Source organism: Streptomyces sp. NBC_00654 (assembly GCF_026341775.1).
Classification (GTDB): Bacteria; Actinomycetota; Actinomycetes; order Streptomycetales; family Streptomycetaceae; genus Streptomyces.
In genome coordinates this window covers 1251264-1266332 of sequence record NZ_JAPEOB010000003.1, presented here as the reverse complement: position 1 = coordinate 1266332, position 15069 = coordinate 1251264, and the positions used below count along the sequence as shown (strand labels likewise).

Here is a 15069-nt window from a genome sequence, read left to right as displayed (position 1 = left end):
TCAGCGCAGGGCGTGGGCGACACGCTGCCGGAGGGTCAGGTCGCCGATGGTGTCGGGGTCGCGCCATGCGGCGCCGGTCACCTCTTCGGTCTGGAGCTGACCGATGTCGGCCGTGGTGCGGAAGAGGAAGCGGAAGTCGATGTGTTGGTGGTCGGGTTCCCCCTTGGCGTCGTTGGCGGGGATGGGGTGGACGTCGATGTGGACGGGCAGGTGACTCACTGTGGTGACGGCGTCGGCCGGAATCCCTGTCTCCTCGGTGAGCTCCCGCAGGGCCGCTTCCAGCAGCGTTTCGTCCGCGCTCTCCAGATGGCCGCCGGGCAGGAGCCACTTGTCCAGGGCGAGGTGGTGGACGTGAAGGATGCGCCCGTCCGGTCCGGAGAGGATCGCGCCGACGGTCGCATGGCCGCGGAACTCGTTGCGGACGGTGAGGTCTGCGCCGGAGTCCAGGAGGTCCAGGACGGGTGCGAGACCGGGCTTCTCCTCGGGGTGTTCGTCGAGGTAGGCGGTCAGCGTGGTGCGGAGGTGGGTTTCAGTGACGGGCAAGTCGATCACCTGTTGAAGTAGGAGAGCCAGGTCGCCGCGACGGCGGCTCGGTCGGCCGCGCTGACCTCGTGCATACCGGGGTCGAGGTCACTGCGGGTGAGCATCCTGATCGCGGCGAGGATTTCTGCCTGGATCAGGAAGATGAACGGTCCAACGCTGGCGCCGTGCAGGAAGTTGACGGCGTTCCCGCCATTCGCCAGATAGAAGTAATGGTCTGTGGTCTGGTACAGCTCGATCTCGGTTCTGCCTCCCGTCGCCCGGGATCCTGCTCCTGCGGATCTCGAACGCCATCGCACTCCTTGGACCGGTGTGTTGCGACGACCACTGGAGCTGAAGAGGTGAGCCTCCTACTCTCGTGTGCGCGAACAACATTCGCCGCAGGCTGCGGGTCGACGCCGACAACTGCTGTGCATGCCAGAGCAGTCGCCTCGCCGAGATGATCAGGCCACGACCCGGCCCACGGCACCGTTAGGCTCAGCATCATGCCCAAGACGCCCCCCGTTTCCCCTACACCCATGCTCGGCGCTGTGATCCTCACGATGGGAGATCGCCCTGCTGAAGTGGCGGCCCTCTTGGAATCGGTAGAGAAGCAGGACGGGGGTCCCGTGCCCACGGTCGTGATCGGGCAGGGCGCTCCCTTGCCGCTGATGCCGGACTGGGTGGATGCGGTAGAGCTCGCGGAGAACCTGGGTATTCCTGGGGGCCGGAACGTGGGTGTGCAGCGGCTGCGGGACCGCGGCGACATCGATGTGGTGGTGGTTCTGGACGACGACGGTCTTCTGCCGCGTCAGGACACGATGCAACTGATCCGCGAAGCGTTCATCGCGTCGCCCCGGCTCGGTGTGGCCGGGTTCCGTATCGAGGACGAGGAAGGGCTGACGCAACGCCGCCACGTGCCCCGCCTGCGCGCTTCGGACCCCATGCGCTCGTCGAAGGTGACGACCTTCCTCGGTGGTGGCCACGCCATTCGCATGAGTGTGATCGACGAGGTGGGCGACTTCCCCGCCCCGTTCTTCTACGCGCACGAGGAGACGGATTTCGCCTGGCGTGCGATGGACGCCGGGTGGGACATCGAGTACCGGGCCGACATGGTGCTCAGGCACCCCCGGACATCCCCAGCACGGCACGCGGCCTACTACCGGAACGTGGCGCGCAACCGGGTATGGCTGGCCCGCCGCCACCTCCCGGCTCTCCTGGTCCCGCTCTACCTGGGGGTCTGGGCACTGCTCACCATGATGCGGCGTCCTCCGCTCTCCGGGCTTCGCGCATGGTGGAGCGGTTTCTTCGAAGGGGTACGGACACCGTGCCCGCCCCGGAAGCCGATGCGCTGGCGGACGGTCTGGCACATGACACGGCTGGGGCGCCCACCCCTCGTCTGACCAGGTGGACGCCCAGACCCCCGTCAGCTCAGCACCGCATGCAGCGCACGCACGACCCGCATGACGTCGTCGTTGGCCATCGCCGGGTAGCACGGCAACGACAGCTGCTGCCTTGCCACCCGGTTGGTGACGTCGAGAAAGTCCCCGATCCGAGCGCCGCCCAGGAGATTGCGGCACTCCCGGCGTTGGTACGCCGCAAGGGTGTGCACCGGCTTGAAGTGGCAACTCGTGCCGATCAGGTGGTCGCTCCGCAGTACCTCGGACACCATGTCTCGGGTCACACCACAGGCTGCCGGGTCGATCAGCACCGGGTACAGGAACCACCCGTGCTCGACCCCGTCAAGGACGGTCGGCAACACCAGGCCAGGCAGCCCTGCAAGCTCGTTGGTGTACAGCTCGGCGATCTCCCTGCGGCGGGCCGTGAAGGCGCTCAGTTTCCTGAACTGCTGGAGCCCGACCGCTGCGGTGATATCCGGCATGACGGCCTTCAATCCCGGAACAGTGACCTCGTAGTCGGCGGTGTTCCGTCGACCGTGCCGTTGCCACACCGACGAGTCGATACCGTGCCGTCCCAGGAGCCGGGCCCGCTGGACCAGAGAGGCGCGTCCCAGGAGCATGCCGCCCTCCCCGCTGGTGATGACCTTGTTGGCGTAGAACGACAGGGTCGTGAGGTCCCCGACGCTCCCGGCACGGCGGCCGGCCCGGCTTGCCTGGAGTGCGTGGGCCGCGTCCTCGATGAGGATCAGGCCGTGGTCGTCGGCCAGTTTTCGGAAGCCGACCAGGTCACAGGGATGGCCTCCGTAGTGCATCACCACGATGGCCTTCGTGTCCTTGGTGATCGCGGCTTCAGCCGCGGTCAGGTCGATGTTGTACGTGTCGGGATCGACGTCGACAAAGACAGGATCGGCGCCTGTCTGCACGATCGCGTTGGGCGCGGCGCAGAAGGTCAAGCTGGGGGTGATCACCTGGTCCCCGATGCCGACCTCGGCTGCGAGGAGGCCGAGGTGCAGAGCAGCGGTGCAGGACGACACCGCGAAGCTGTCTTCCTGCCCCAGAGCCTCGCGCACCTCGTACTCGAACTGAACGGCCCTGGGGCCGTGGGTCAGCCACCCCGACCGCAGGACGTCCGTGACCTCGGTGATCTCTTCGTCTCCGATGGACGGCTTGTTCCAGGGAAGGAAGATGTCCGGGCGGACGTTCATCGGCCGCCCCCGAAAACGTCCTGGTACTCGGCGTGCAGGCGGTCACAGTCCGGTGTGCCGAGCACGGCCACCCGGTCATCTGCAACTGCGGCACACAGGCCGGCGTGGTTGTCGTACTGCGCCTCGGCAGGGTTCCCCAAGGTGCCGTTCGCGACGGCCCTGGCGATCTCCTCCACCCCTTGTTTCAGCGTGGTGGAGCAGACACCGGGCAGTGCCTCCCGCAGGCGTGCGAAGGACACGGCGTAGTCGCGCGCGTCAGCCTCATCGAGCTCGGGGCCGTAGTCGATCAAAGCCCCGGGGACGGCATCCGCGACGGTCCTGGCAATGTCGCCGATGGTGTGGTTCTCCTGGTCACTGCCAACGTTCCAAACGTGGTTGCCGGGCATTGTCAGGGCCTGGGCCAGGACACGCACAACATCGTTGACGTGCACGAGAGGGCGACGCTGGCCGCCGCCGTTGAGAGGAATGCGACCGTCGGCCACGGCCCGCGAGGCCATGCGGTTGACGACGGAGTCCAGGCGCTGGCGCGGCGACCGCCCATGGACGGTCGCCAGTCGCAGGATCGTGGTGGGGATGCCGCCCAGGACCTCGGGAAGGCGCCTTTCCGCCAACACCTTCGTCCGGGCGTAGATGCCCAGTGGGTTCGGCGTCGTGCTCTCGTCGACGGTTCCCTCATGACTGCCGTAGACGCTGCACGAGGAGAAGAACACATACCGCCCGACACCCGCCCGCACAGCGGCGTCCGCAGCGAGTATCGGCGCCGCGTAGTTCAGCTCTACCGCAAGCCGCTCATCCCGCGCACAGGCGGGCTCGCCGACCAGACCGCCGAGGTGGACGACCACATCCGCACCGGCCAGGGCCTCCCGCAGAACCACGGGGTCCCGCAGATCGCCTTGGGTGAAGGCCGCCCCAGCGGGCAGAAGACTGGTCGGGTCGCCGTCACGGGTGTAGATCAAACCGTCGACCACCGTCAGGTCGTGGCCATAACTCACCAGGTGTTCAGCAGCGACGGAGCCGATGTACCCGGCTCCGCCCAGCAGGACAACATGCATGGTGCTCTCCTTCGGGTCAGGCAGTGAGGGCGGGCACGGGAAGCATCCAGTCGGGCACCACATCCGGACTGGCTTTGAGCCAGGCGACGTAGCGGTCTACGCCCTCCTCCAGCGTCACGGCCGGCGCCCAGCCGAGAAGGTCACGGGACCTGCGGGTGTCCGCGTAGCCGCCGAGCGGGTCGCCTTCCGGCAGAGGGGCATCAACGAGGCTGGCCGCCGGGTAGTGGCGGGCGACCATTTCGGCGATTTCACGGACCGAAGTCGCCTTCCCGGAGCCCACGTTGATCGTCTGGCTCACAGCACCTTCGGCGACGAGTGCCAGCACCGTGGCATGGGCGATGTCATCGACGTGCACCATGTCCCGCACCTGTCGGCCGCCCCCGTTGAGACGCATCGGAAGGCCGATCTGGGCCGACATGGAAAGCCACGGCACCATCCACGAATGCGACCCCGGCTTCGGAACCTGTGGGTCGCCGTACACGGAGAAGTACCGCAGTACCGCGAACTCCCTGTCAGAACCTCCGAGCATCAGCCGGGCCTGATGCTCGCCCCACAGTTTGGTGTTGGCGTAGACGGAGATCGGCACCAGCGGCTGGCTTTCGGTGAACTCTTGGACACCGTCCCCGCGTCCGTTGCCGTAGACGGAGGCGGATGACACGAATACCAGCCGCTTCACCGGTGACCGCAGCGTTTCCTGCAACACGGTCTGCGTGCCCTGGAGGTTCGCCGCGAACGCGACCTCGGGCTCGCGGGTGCATGCGGCGACATCCGCGTAGGCGGCGGCATGGATCACGTAGTCGGCCTGCTGAACCAGCCACCGGACGGTCGCTGCTTCCCTCACGTCGCCGAACACCACCTTGTGGGCGTTCACATCGACGTCGAACAACCCCCGGACCGAGTGCGGGTATGCGTCGAACCGGTCCAGGACGCTCGCGCGAGCACCGCTCGCCTTCAGCAGCGCGACGATGCGGCTGCCGACGAGTCCCCCTCCTCCTGTGACGAGTACACGAGCTCCGTCGAGCTTCTGTAAGCGTGAATCCTTCATTGCTGTGACCTCTTTGGTCTGCTGGGCAGTGCGGTCAGTTCGCGGGCGCGGGTTCGGATGCCGCTGTGGCGACAGCGTGGGCGAAGGCGAGTGCCTGGTCCGGGGTGACCGAGTCCAGTTCGATGAGTTCGTGTCCTCCGCAGCGTGGGCAGCGTCCGAAGAACGTGGCGTTGAGGAAGCCGCCGCCTGTCACCTCCCGGAGCCGCGCAATCAGGCGGGCGGCCACCTGTTCCGGATCTGCCGTCCGGTCCGGCTCATCGGCAGAGTCCGCCGGGCTCGTACCGGCAGGGCTCAGGAGGTCATCGAGGCTCTCGGCTGTGTCCAGCTCGATGTCGCCGAGGTGCACTCGACGTCTGACGACCATGGGCGGCTGCATCCTGAGACCCGCTGCGGCCGCTGCCTGACGGACCGCTTCCGCCGTCTCGTACTCCCTGGCGAGGCCACCACGGAGTTCCCGGGTCAGCGCGGTCGCCGTAGCGGGAACGACGGAGCCCAGTTCCACCAGCCCCCGTGCGTCGGGCCGGAGACCGGGAAGCTTGATCCCGGCGGCGTTCAGCACCGATTCCAGCTTCGTCATCACGCCCACCGGATCGACTTCGTCGGCGGGAACTCCGGCAGACGTCACGACGCCTCCCGTGACATGGCCAGAGCAGCACGGCCGCTGTGCAGGGTTACGGTCGTGTTGTCCCGCCATGCATTCCAGAGGCCGAGGAAGCGGCGGAGCTGGTACGCCCGCATGGTGCTGCGGGCCGTCTCGGGCGTCTGCCAGAGGTAGCCGGAGAGCTCCGGCTCCTCGTCGTCCGCCGTCGACGGGAGCACGATCTCTGCGTCCGCAGCGATGCCCGCGCAGAGGTAGATGAAGTTCTGTCCCATGGCCGCCGGTACCTCGGCGTTGTGCGGGACCCAGTCCGTTCCCAGCAGGCGGACCGGCTCGGGGTCGACACCGGTCTCCCGCCGAACGTGCGTGACCATGGCCGCCAGGTTCGACTGGTGCTCTCCGGCATGACCGCCCGGAAGCTGGTGGAAGCCCTTCTTGGCACCGTAGTTCGCGCAGACGGTCAGGACCTCTCCGCGCTCGTTGGGGATCCACGCCAGCCCGCCGATGCGGCACGCGGGCGGTGTGATCACGCTGATGGGATGCGGCCTCATAAGGCTCCGTTCGCGTTTCGAGTTTCGAGTGGAGACGTCCGTGTACGACCGTTCCGGCGTGGACAGCAACGGAACGGGACAGCCCCGGAGGTCAGGGGAGGGGCTCGGGTTCCAGCACTTCGAGGAGCGCCAACACCGCCAGTGCTGTCCGGCGCTGCCGGGCCCGTGAAGTCGAGGGGTCGCCGGGAGGAGCCGCTTGCGCAAGGCTGCGGGCCATGGCGAGGGTGTCGGTGGCTCCCTGGGCGGTGAGGCCGCCGTGAGCCACGGCAGCGACAAGGCTGAGGAGGGTTCCCCGCGTTCGGTGGAGAAGACCGGCGTCATCTTCGTCGGGAGATCCGTCGAGGACCAGGTTCAGATCCTCGAAGATCCCGTCCAGAACCGCTTCGGGAAGCGGCCACAGCGCCGTCCGCAACGCGGCCGGTACACGCTCCTGCGTCTGCGTGCTGTCGTCCGCAGGACCGAAGGCCGGTTGCCCAGCCAGGGCGTTCCTTCGCGGCACGGAGAGGGCCTGCATCACCGGACGCCGCCAGCGGCAGTCGTCACCCTGCACCAGGTCAGAGCGCCGCCCGCGCCGGTACCCCAGTCTTCGGACAGGGTCTTGACCAAGAACAAGCCCCGGCCGCCCTCCTGGTCAGGCCCGGCTGGGGGCGGCTCGGGTCGCGGGCAGGGAGTGTGATCGTTCACCTCGACCAGAACCCAGCCGTCGACCGGGCTGTGAACGACGGACAGACCGATCGACCCGCACTCGCCGTACAGCACGGCATTCGACAACAGCTCGCTCACGACCAGGGCCACCGAGTCCAGGGCATCGCCGTCGGTACCCCACTGCCGAAGCACTGCTCCTACCGCCCGCCGCTGGTCCCCGACCTGATATGGCGTCCTGGCCATGTTGGCCACGTACCGCTGGACGTGCCTTTGTGGAGCCCCGTAGCAGCCATGTGCCCTGCTGGTCGCCGACTCTTCACGATCGACAGGTCCGATCAAGCTCGCCGGAGGAAACATGGGCAGTATCACTGCTTTCCTCCAGCCGGAGTAGGCGTCAAAGTCACGCTGTACTGCGCCTCCCTCAGGCGAGCGAAAGGGAGGGAGTCGGTTCTCTGCGTGTCCATTGCGAGGACTTTCACTGGTACCCCTCACTGGCGGCTCAGCCCTAAGGCCCGCCCGCCTTTCTCCAAGAGTGGTTCGTCGTGACTACATATGCCGTCATGACGGATGCCGGTCGTAGCAACCGCATTCTCGGTACGCTCGGGGCCTTCCAGAAGCCCCCGAGCCGTGACTTCAACCTACGCAAGCTGGCGTCACGAAGGGACTGACTGTGGGTACGAGTTGGAGCAGGCACAAATCCCAAGGGGAGGCGTCATGGCCGCAGAAGGCAGCAGAGTCACCCACACAACACTGACTGGGTGCAGTCCTGTCCGCCGATCTCGCGAAGGCGCGGTCACCGGCCACCTTTTCAAGGTCATACGAGAACAGGTCCCGCGCACTCAGGGAGAACTCGCTGAGGCTCTAGGCGTGGACACAACCACAGTTCAGGGCTGGGAGTCGGGCCGCCGCCCACTTACCTCGACGCACGCTGGGAACCTGCGTGCGATTTCACGCACACTGCTACGACTCGGCGCACCCTCATTGATGCTGATGCTTCTTGATGAGGCCGTTGATGCCGACGCGGTGATTGCCCATGCTTTGTCCGGGCCACCAGCACTTGTGGTTTCCCAACATCCGCTTGCTGGATGGGTGTTCACACGCAACACCACCCACATGCTGGCTTGGGCGCTGAACGGCACCCAGCCGGCAGCCCTACCCACCCCTGAAGCGCCCAAGAGGCGGGGACCCTCTCGTTCCTCACCCCTCCTCGCCCCGACCGACCGTCTCGCCTTCTACGACCACATGCGGCGCGCTGCCGAACTCGCCGATCATGTGGGCGAAGATGGCGCACTCCTCCGACGCCAGGCGCTCTACCTCTGCTCGTACGACACCGCCCACGACACCAGGGCCTGGCTCGCCGACATGCGTCGCCACAATCCCGGCCCCCGGTCCGGATGGACACCCCACTGGGCCGATACCCGGTCTGTCGCCGCATCTCTCACCCGTCACGGCGACAGGGAACCGCTGTATGCGTTCATCCAAAACGGCATGGGTGATGAAACCGGAGAGGTCGCGAATCTCAACTACTGGGCCTACTGGTTGGGCATTGACCAACTTCCCCGGCCCGACGACACCTTCATGATCGATCGCTCCGACACCACTTGGGACGGCCTTGCCCTGCTGCGGAAACTCGCAGACCGGCTCTCCCCCGACCTGGCCTGCATCGACCTCAACGCCCACACGGTCTGGGCCTTACTCGCATCGCGCCGCGGGCTCCTCGCAGCCGACCCGCACCTGAACCGCGCTCTTGCCCAGCAGGTCACAACCCTCCTGGATGGCGATTCAATCTCTTCGCAGACCCGGCGCGAGATGGAGTCCGTGCATTACGGTCTGACCTTGCACACCTGATCAAACTGCTGGAGGGGATGGCATGACCGACACCGACAACGCCGCCAACGACACGGGCACCGTTGGGTACATGCTGGAAATGGGCGCCCTCAAGCGCGGCAAGCGCAGTGGCTGGTGGATCGCCGGGGTCAAGGACCCCGAAACGATCGCCGAGCATTCCTGGCGCACTGCGGTGATCGGTGCGGTACTGGCGATGATGGAAGGCGCCGACCCTGCGAGGGTCGCTCTCCTTGCCACCTTCCACGACACCCAGGAAACCCGCATCGGCGACATCCCCTGGATCGGCCGTCGCTACATCGACGTCGCGAAGAACGAGCAGGTCACCGCTGACCAGGTCGCCGACGCCCACCCGTCCGTTGCCGAAGGCATCAAGGCCATCGTCCACGAGTACGAGAACAGCGACTCCCTCGAAGTACTCGTCGCCCACGACGCCGACAAGCTGGAGTGCATGATCCAGGGCCTCGAATATCTCCAACAGGGCTATCCGGCCGCCCAGGAATGGGTGGACTCGACCAGGGCGAAGCTCAAGACCCCCTCTGCTCTTCAGCTCGCCGAGGCCGCTCAGACGATGTCCCTCGCGGAATGGCAGCGCACCTACCTCCGCTGACGGAGTACGACGGGCTGACCCAAGTCCCGCATGCTCAACAACTCTGGGCGTCCGCCGCCGCAGGGCAGGTGGATATTTCCTGTGACAGGCAGGCAGGCGCGGGGTGTTGAGCGGATTGTCCGCAACGCACTCTCGGCTGCGGTACCGTGATCGCGTCATCACCCTCTGTGCGTACGCGCACATGGGGCGGCCCCCGGTGGTGTATCAGCACCGGTCCGGAGGCCTTCACCCACGAGTGGAAACCAGAGTCCACCAGGATGCTTTGGCATGCTATCGCGCCGGTTCGGTGCTACACGAAGGCTTCGCACGACATCGTGCGTCATCCGGGTCTTTGCAGCGACGCGAAGATCCTCCTCCTGTACATCCAGGGGCTCCCCGACGACCGGACGCATCTGCCGCTCAGCGAGCACGCGCGGAAGCTGGGTCTCAAGGGTCGCGCGTTCCAGAGGGCCAAGGAACAGCTCGTCACCCTTGGGTTCGTTCATGAGCGGCGGGTCGCCGGGGAGCGGGGGCTGTGGATCACCCATCAGCTCTTCTCCAACGTTCCGTTGACCGACGCGGATGCCCTCGCCGTGTGGTGGGAGGCGGGTGTCGATGTCGGGATGCCTCCGAGTACGCAGTTTCCGACCGTCGGCCAACCGACCCCTCGGACAAGCGGCCGTCAACTACCGGTAGACGAAGAACGGGAGAAGAACACATCCCACCCACCCACCGAAGCGACCGACGCGGAAAGCGGCGTTCACGACCCGCTGCCCGAAGAGGCCGAGGCCGAAGGGGTGTTGCTCTCGCTACGGCACTCCCATCGCGATCTGCATCTCGGTGTCGCCGAGGCCCGTGCTCTCGTCGGGCAGGCTGTCGAATGGCTGCGGCGCGGGATCTCCGGCGGTGAGCTCAGGCGCGTACTGACCAGTGATCTGCCACCCGGCGGGGTCCGGTCCGCCGTGGGGTTCCTCCGGCACCGGCTGGTGCAGAAGCTGCCCGAGGGGGAGCGCCACGCTCCTGCCGTCCCTGCCGTCCCTGCCGTCCCAGCGGGAGCCGCAGGTGCCGCTGGGGCTACGGGTGCCGCGTGTCCCGAGGCCTCGCTCCCTCGGCCCGTCGCTCCCCGGTACGTTCCCCCGTTGATCACCTGCCGGGGACCCGGGCCCGAGCACGTCTTCCGGTCCATGGCGGGCGAGACCGAGTGCCCGGAGTGCCAACAGGCCGCCGCCTGGGCGCACTGGGCCGCCAGAAGGGCCGCCGACCTCGGCGTCGACCTCGTGGGGGACGCGGCGGCGGCCGTGGACGCCGGGCAGGACCCGGGCGGGTGGCGGGCGCGGCTCGCCGCTGCCGCCTCCGGGGCCACCTTCAGCACGTGACCGGGGCCGCCTTCAGCCGTGGTGGGCCTACGCCCGGCCCACCACCGCCCCCGCCCGGTCGATGCAGATCACGTCGACCGCGACCGGCGCGCCCCGCAGCACCGCCAGGGCCTCGTCGCGGGCGCGGGCCGCCACCAGGTCGCCGAGCGGGACGCCCGCCGCCTCGCACAGGCGGAGTGCCGCCAGCCCCGTGTTGGCGACCGCGACCTCCGCCGCCAGGGACTCGTCCGCGCCGCCGTGGCGGGCCAGTTCGGCGAGGAACCCCTTGTCGACCTGGGAGCGGGCGGAGTGCAGGTCCAGATGCCCGGCCGCGAGCTTCGACAGCTTGGCGAACCCGCCGCAGATCGTGAGCCGTGCCACCGGATGCCTGCGTACGTACTTCAGCACCGCGCCCGCGAAGTCCCCCATGTCCAGCAGGGCGATCTCCGGCAGCCCGTACTCGGCCACCACGGTCTTCTCCGAGGTGGAACCGGTGCAGCCCGCCACATGCGTGTGTCCGGCGGCGAGCGCCACGTCGACCCCGCGCCGGATCGAGTCGATCCAGGCCGAGCAGGAGTACGGCACCACGACGCCGGTCGTGCCGAGAATCGAGAGGCCTCCCAGGATGCCGAGCCGCCCGTTCCACGTGGAACGGGCGATCTCCTCGCCGTGGTCCACGGAGATGGTGATCTCCACATCCCCCGTGCCGCCGTGCTCCGCCGCCACCCGGGCGACGTGTTCGCGCATCAGCTGCCGGGGTACGGGATTCACCGCGGGCTCCCCGACCGCGAGCGGCAGTCCGGGCAGCGTGACCGTGCCCACGCCCGGCCCCGCCCGGAACACCACCCCGGACCCGGGCGGCAGCTTCCGTACCGTGGCCCGTACCAGCGCCCCGTGCGTCACGTCCGGGTCGTCGCCCGCGTCCTTCACCACCCCCGCCATGGCGGCCTGCTCCGGCCCGTCCGACAGCTCCTCCACCGCCAGCGCGAACGCGGGCGTCTGCCCCCTGGGCAGGGTGATGGTCACCGGGTCGGGAAAGGTGCCGGTCAGCAGTGCCGTGTACGCGGCCGTCGTCGCCGCCGTCGCACAGGCCCCGGTGGTCCATCCCGGCCGCAGACCGGTGTGCTTGAGTTGGGCGCTGCGCCCGCCCTGCGGCTCGCTGCTCCGCGGCTCACCGCTCATGGGGGCCTCGCTGCTCATGGAGAGGGACCGTGGTGATGCATGTACTCGTCCTCGGCGGGACGACCGAGGCCCGTCGCCTCGCCGAGTCCCTGGCGGAGCACAAGGACGCGGGCGGGGACATCCGGGTGACCAGTTCGCTCGCCGGGCGGGTGGCCGGACCGAGGCTCCCGCCGGGCGAGGTCCGCGTCGGCGGCTTCGGCGGCACGGACGGGCTCGCCGCGTGGCTGCGGGAGCACGAGGTGGATGCGCTCATCGACGCCACCCATCCTTTCGCCGGGACGATCAGTTTCCACGCGGCCGCGGCGGCCGCCACGGCCCATGTTCCCCTGCTGGCGCTGCGCCGGCCGGGCTGGGTACCCGGGGACGGCGACCGGTGGCACCCGGCCGGGTCGCTGGACGAGGCGGCGGAACTGCTGCCCGCGCTGGGGGAGCGGGTGTTCCTCACGACCGGCCGGATGGGGCTCGCGGCGTTCTCCGGGCTGGACGCGCTGTGGTTCCTGATGCGCTCGGTGGACGCCCCGGAAGGGCCCTGCCCGCCCCGGATGGAGGTGCTGCTCGACCGGGGGCCGTTCACCCTGGACGGGGAACAGGAGCTGATCCGCCGCCACCGCCTCGACGTCCTCGTCACCAAGGACAGTGGCGGCGACGCGACAGCCCCGAAGCTGACCGCCGCCCGCGAGGCCGGTATCCCGGTCGTCGTGGTCCGGCGGCCACCCGTCCCCGAGGGGGTCCCGGTGGCCGCCACCCCGGAGGAGGCCGAGGCCTGGCTGCGCGGTGTGGGCAGACCCGGGACCTCCGGGACCTCCTAGGCCTCCGGGACCTCCTGAGCCTCCTAGGCCTCCGGGACCTCCTGGGTCTCCGGAACCTCCTGAGCCTCCTGGGCCTCCGGGACCTCCGGAACCTCCTGGGCCTCCGGGTACCGCCTCGGCGTCCACACGATCTGCTGCCCGTCGCCGCCCCGCCGCACCCACCGCGTCTGCGACGAGCCCACGATCAGGATGGTCCGCATGTCGACCTCCGCCGGGTCGAGATCGGCGAGCCGCACCGTACGCACGCTCTCGGCCGGCCCGCCGACGTCCCGGCCGAGCACCACGGGCGTGTCCGGCGAGCGGTGTTCGAGCAGCAGGTCGCGTGCCTTGCCGACCTGCCAGGTCCGGCTCTTCGAACCGGGGTTGTACAGGGCCATCACCAGGTCCGCCGTCGCCGCCGCGCGCAGCCGCTCCGCGATGACCTCCCACGGCTTGAGCCGGTCGGACAGCGAGATCGTGGCGTAGTCGTGGCCGAGCGGGGCGCCCGCGCGGGCGGCGGCCGCGTTGGCCGCGGTCACCCCCGGCAGGACCCGTACCGCGATGTCCGCGTAGGCGTCCTGCGAGGCCACCTCCAGTACGGCCGTCGCCATGGCGAAGACCCCGGGGTCGCCGCCCGACACCACGGCCACCCGCCGCCCGCGCCGGGCCAGGTCGAGGGCGAACTCGGCGCGCTCGGACTCGACCTTGTTGTCGGAGCCGTGGCGTGCCTGGCCCGGCCGTACCGGCACCCGGTCCAGATACGTCGTGTACCCGACCACGTCGTCGGCGGCGGCCAGCGCCCCGCGCGTCTCGGGCGTCAGCCACAGCGGCCCGGCGGGTCCGGTGCCGACCACGACCACCTCGCCCGCGCCCGGCGCCCGCTCGGGGCGGGGCGCGTCGATCCGGCTCGGCAGCACGGCGACCGCGAAGTACGGGACGGAACCGGCCTCCACGTCCGCCAGGTCGCCGGTGCGCTCCCCGGCCATCGTGGCGCGCTCCACGTACCGGGCCTCGGGCAGCCGCCCCGACCCCTCGAACGCACGGCGCACCGCCGGGAACGTACGGCCCAGCTTCATCACCACCGCGGAGTCCGTGGCCGCCAGGCGGGCCGTCAGCTCCTCCTCGGGCAGCGTGCCGGGCAGGATCGTCAGGATCTCCTCGCCCTCGACGAGCGGGGTGCCGAGCCGGGCCGCCGCGGCGCTGACCGAGGTGACGCCGGGGATGACCTCGGTGTCGTACCGGTCCGCGAGCCGCTTGTGCATGTGCATGTACGAGCCGTAGAAGAGCGGGTCGCCCTCGGCGAGCACGGCGACGGTGCGCCCGGCGTCCAGGTGCACCGCGAGCCGGGCCGCGGCCTCGGCGTAGAACTCCTCCAGGGCGCCCCGGTAGCCGCCCGGGTGGTCCGTGGTCTCCGTGGTGACGGGGTAGACCAGCGCCTCCTCGATGTGGTCGGCGCGCAGGTGCCCGGCCGCGATGGAGCGGGCGATGGAACGGCCGTGCCGGGCACTGTGGTACGCCACGACATCGGCCTCGCCGATGACCTGGACGGCCCGTACGGTCATCAGGGACGGGTCGCCGGGACCGAGCCCCACGCCGTAGAGCCTGCCCGTCCTGCCCGCCTTGCCTGCCTTGCTCACGCTGTCGCTCACTACTCTTCCTCGCTGGCGATCGCGTTGAGCGCCGCCGCCGCTATCGCGCTGCCGCCGCGGCGGCCGCGCACGATCAGGTGCTCCAGGCCGGACGGGTGGGCGGCCAGGGCCTCCTTCGACTCGGCGGCACCGATGAAGCCGACCGGGACCCCGATGACGGCGGCGGGGCGCGGGGCGCCCTCCTCGATCATCTCCAGCAGCCGGAAGAGGGCGGTGGGCGCGTTGCCCACGGCCACGACGGCACCCTCCATCCGGTCGCGCCACAGCTCCAGGGCCGCCGCGCTGCGCGTGGTCCCCATCTTCGCCGCGAGCTCCGGCACCGCCGGGTCGGACAGGGTGCACACCACGTCGTTGTCCGCCGGGAGCCGCTTGCGGGTGACCCCGCTGGCGACCATGGCCACGTCGCAGAGGATGGGTGCGCCGGCGCGCAGCGCCGTACGGGCGTGGGCCACGGCGTCCGGGGAGAAAGCGAGATCGCGTACGAGGTCGACCATGCCGCAGGCGTGGATCATCCGGACGGCTACCTGGCTCACATCGGCGGGCAGACCGGCCAGATCCGCCTCCGCGCGGATGGTGGCGAAGGACTGGCGGTAGATCGCCGGTCCGTCCTTCTCGTACTGATGCACAGTGCTGTCGCTTTCTTCTT

General features: G+C 69.2%; 16 protein-coding genes and 1 pseudogene. 5 read left to right on the top strand and 12 right to left on the bottom strand.

Annotation, left to right across the window (positions count from 1 at the left end):
- Positions 1 to 552, bottom strand: a complete 552-nt coding sequence (locus tag OHA98_RS38175) for an NUDIX domain-containing protein (protein WP_323179705.1) — start codon at positions 550 to 552, stop codon at positions 1 to 3.
- A pseudogene (locus OHA98_RS38170) lies at positions 549 to 770 on the bottom strand (adenosylhomocysteinase); the annotation flags it as partial. The gene OHA98_RS38175 and the pseudogene OHA98_RS38170, both read right to left, overlap by 4 nt.
- 288 nt (positions 771 to 1058) lie before the next feature.
- On the opposite strand from OHA98_RS38170, the gene OHA98_RS38165 reads away from it, so the two are divergent.
- Positions 1059 to 1922: a glycosyltransferase family 2 protein gene (locus tag OHA98_RS38165; protein ID WP_266932623.1), complete on the top strand. Its 864-nt coding sequence runs from the start codon at positions 1059 to 1061 to the stop codon at positions 1920 to 1922.
- A gap of 23 nt (positions 1923 to 1945) precedes the next feature.
- Here OHA98_RS38165 and OHA98_RS38160 read toward each other — a convergent pair whose 3' ends face one another.
- The 7 genes from OHA98_RS38160 to OHA98_RS38130 form a co-directional block, all read right to left on the bottom strand.
- Positions 1946 to 3124 (bottom strand): DegT/DnrJ/EryC1/StrS aminotransferase family protein, encoded by a 1179-nt coding sequence (locus OHA98_RS38160; protein ID WP_266932469.1) that lies wholly within the window; start codon positions 3122 to 3124, stop codon positions 1946 to 1948.
- A complete protein-coding gene (locus OHA98_RS38155; RefSeq protein ID WP_266932468.1) occupies positions 3121 to 4176 on the bottom strand; it encodes an NAD(P)-dependent oxidoreductase in 1056 nt (351 codons plus the stop codon). The genes OHA98_RS38160 and OHA98_RS38155 overlap by 4 nt, the downstream gene beginning before the upstream one ends.
- 16 nt (positions 4177 to 4192) lie before the next feature.
- Positions 4193 to 5221, bottom strand: coding sequence for an NAD(P)-dependent oxidoreductase (locus tag OHA98_RS38150; RefSeq protein WP_266932467.1), 1029 nt, complete (start codon positions 5219 to 5221; stop codon positions 4193 to 4195).
- 34 nt (positions 5222 to 5255) lie between these two features.
- Positions 5256 to 5846, bottom strand: coding sequence for a hypothetical protein (locus OHA98_RS38145; protein ID WP_266932466.1), 591 nt, complete (start codon positions 5844 to 5846; stop codon positions 5256 to 5258).
- Entirely contained in the window at positions 5843 to 6370 is a 528-nt protein-coding gene (locus OHA98_RS38140; RefSeq protein WP_266932465.1) for an NUDIX domain-containing protein, read from the bottom strand. The genes OHA98_RS38145 and OHA98_RS38140 overlap by 4 nt, the downstream gene beginning before the upstream one ends.
- Positions 6371 to 6461: 91 nt before the next feature.
- Positions 6462 to 6869 (bottom strand): hypothetical protein, encoded by a 408-nt coding sequence (locus tag OHA98_RS38135; protein WP_266932464.1) that lies wholly within the window; start codon positions 6867 to 6869, stop codon positions 6462 to 6464.
- Between the two features lie 14 nt (positions 6870 to 6883).
- Positions 6884 to 7258 carry an ATP-binding protein gene (locus OHA98_RS38130; RefSeq protein WP_266932463.1) on the bottom strand — a complete coding sequence of 125 codons (375 nt, stop codon included), beginning with the start codon at positions 7256 to 7258 and terminating at the stop codon, positions 6884 to 6886.
- 507 nt (positions 7259 to 7765) lie between these two features.
- Between OHA98_RS38130 and OHA98_RS38125 the strand changes: the two genes are divergently transcribed.
- The 3 genes from OHA98_RS38125 to OHA98_RS38115 all read left to right on the top strand — a co-directional run bounded on the left by OHA98_RS38125 (position 7766) and on the right by OHA98_RS38115 (position 10825).
- A complete protein-coding gene (locus tag OHA98_RS38125) occupies positions 7766 to 8863 on the top strand; it encodes a DNA-binding transcriptional regulator (RefSeq protein WP_266932622.1) in 1098 nt (365 codons plus the stop codon).
- A 22-nt stretch (positions 8864 to 8885) separates the two neighbouring features.
- Positions 8886 to 9470: an HD family hydrolase gene (locus tag OHA98_RS38120; RefSeq protein ID WP_266932462.1), complete on the top strand. Its 585-nt coding sequence runs from the start codon at positions 8886 to 8888 to the stop codon at positions 9468 to 9470.
- A 257-nt stretch (positions 9471 to 9727) separates the two neighbouring features.
- Positions 9728 to 10825, top strand: coding sequence for a hypothetical protein (locus OHA98_RS38115; protein ID WP_266932461.1), 1098 nt, complete (start codon positions 9728 to 9730; stop codon positions 10823 to 10825).
- A 27-nt stretch (positions 10826 to 10852) separates the two neighbouring features.
- On the opposite strand, the gene OHA98_RS38110 is transcribed toward OHA98_RS38115, so the two are convergent.
- The gene (locus OHA98_RS38110; RefSeq protein ID WP_266932460.1) at positions 10853 to 12004 is read right to left on the bottom strand and encodes a cobalt-precorrin-5B (C(1))-methyltransferase; all 1152 of its coding nucleotides are present in this window, start codon (positions 12002 to 12004) and stop codon (positions 10853 to 10855) included.
- Between the two features lie 17 nt (positions 12005 to 12021).
- Here OHA98_RS38110 and OHA98_RS38105 point away from each other — a divergent pair, with 17 nt between their 5' ends.
- Entirely contained in the window at positions 12022 to 12795 is a 774-nt protein-coding gene (locus OHA98_RS38105) for a cobalt-precorrin-6A reductase (protein ID WP_266932620.1), read from the top strand.
- A gap of 23 nt (positions 12796 to 12818) precedes the next feature.
- On the opposite strand, the gene OHA98_RS38100 is transcribed toward OHA98_RS38105, so the two are convergent.
- Positions 12819 to 14423 (bottom strand): precorrin-2 C(20)-methyltransferase, encoded by a 1605-nt coding sequence (locus tag OHA98_RS38100; protein ID WP_266932459.1) that lies wholly within the window; start codon positions 14421 to 14423, stop codon positions 12819 to 12821.
- Positions 14423 to 15049 carry a precorrin-8X methylmutase gene (locus tag OHA98_RS38095; RefSeq protein ID WP_266932458.1) on the bottom strand — a complete coding sequence of 209 codons (627 nt, stop codon included), beginning with the start codon at positions 15047 to 15049 and terminating at the stop codon, positions 14423 to 14425. Before OHA98_RS38095 ends, OHA98_RS38100 begins: the two co-directional genes overlap by 1 nt.
- Positions 15050 to 15069 lie beyond the last annotated feature (20 nt).

What these genes read in the sequence shown, in the direction of transcription:
- OHA98_RS38150 (WP_266932467.1), bottom strand. Translation starts at nt 5,221, where the DNA reads ATGAAGGATTCACGCTTACAGAAGCTCGACGGAGCTCGTGTACTCGTC.
- OHA98_RS38165 (WP_266932623.1), top strand. Translation starts at nt 1,059, where the DNA reads ATGCTCGGCGCTGTGATCCTCACGATGGGAGATCGCCCTGCTGAAGTG.
- OHA98_RS38160 (WP_266932469.1), bottom strand. Translation starts at nt 3,124, where the DNA reads ATGAACGTCCGCCCGGACATCTTCCTTCCCTGGAACAAGCCGTCCATC.
- OHA98_RS38120 (WP_266932462.1), top strand. Translation starts at nt 8,886, where the DNA reads ATGACCGACACCGACAACGCCGCCAACGACACGGGCACCGTTGGGTAC.
- OHA98_RS38130 (WP_266932463.1), bottom strand. Translation starts at nt 7,258, where the DNA reads ATGGCCAGGACGCCATATCAGGTCGGGGACCAGCGGCGGGCGGTAGGA.
- OHA98_RS38140 (WP_266932465.1), bottom strand. Translation starts at nt 6,370, where the DNA reads ATGAGGCCGCATCCCATCAGCGTGATCACACCGCCCGCGTGCCGCATC.
- OHA98_RS38115 (WP_266932461.1), top strand. Translation starts at nt 9,728, where the DNA reads ATGCTTTGGCATGCTATCGCGCCGGTTCGGTGCTACACGAAGGCTTCG.
- OHA98_RS38155 (WP_266932468.1), bottom strand. Translation starts at nt 4,176, where the DNA reads ATGCATGTTGTCCTGCTGGGCGGAGCCGGGTACATCGGCTCCGTCGCT.
- OHA98_RS38110 (WP_266932460.1), bottom strand. Translation starts at nt 12,004, where the DNA reads ATGAGCAGCGAGGCCCCCATGAGCGGTGAGCCGCGGAGCAGCGAGCCG.
- OHA98_RS38105 (WP_266932620.1), top strand. Translation starts at nt 12,022, where the DNA reads ATGCATGTACTCGTCCTCGGCGGGACGACCGAGGCCCGTCGCCTCGCC.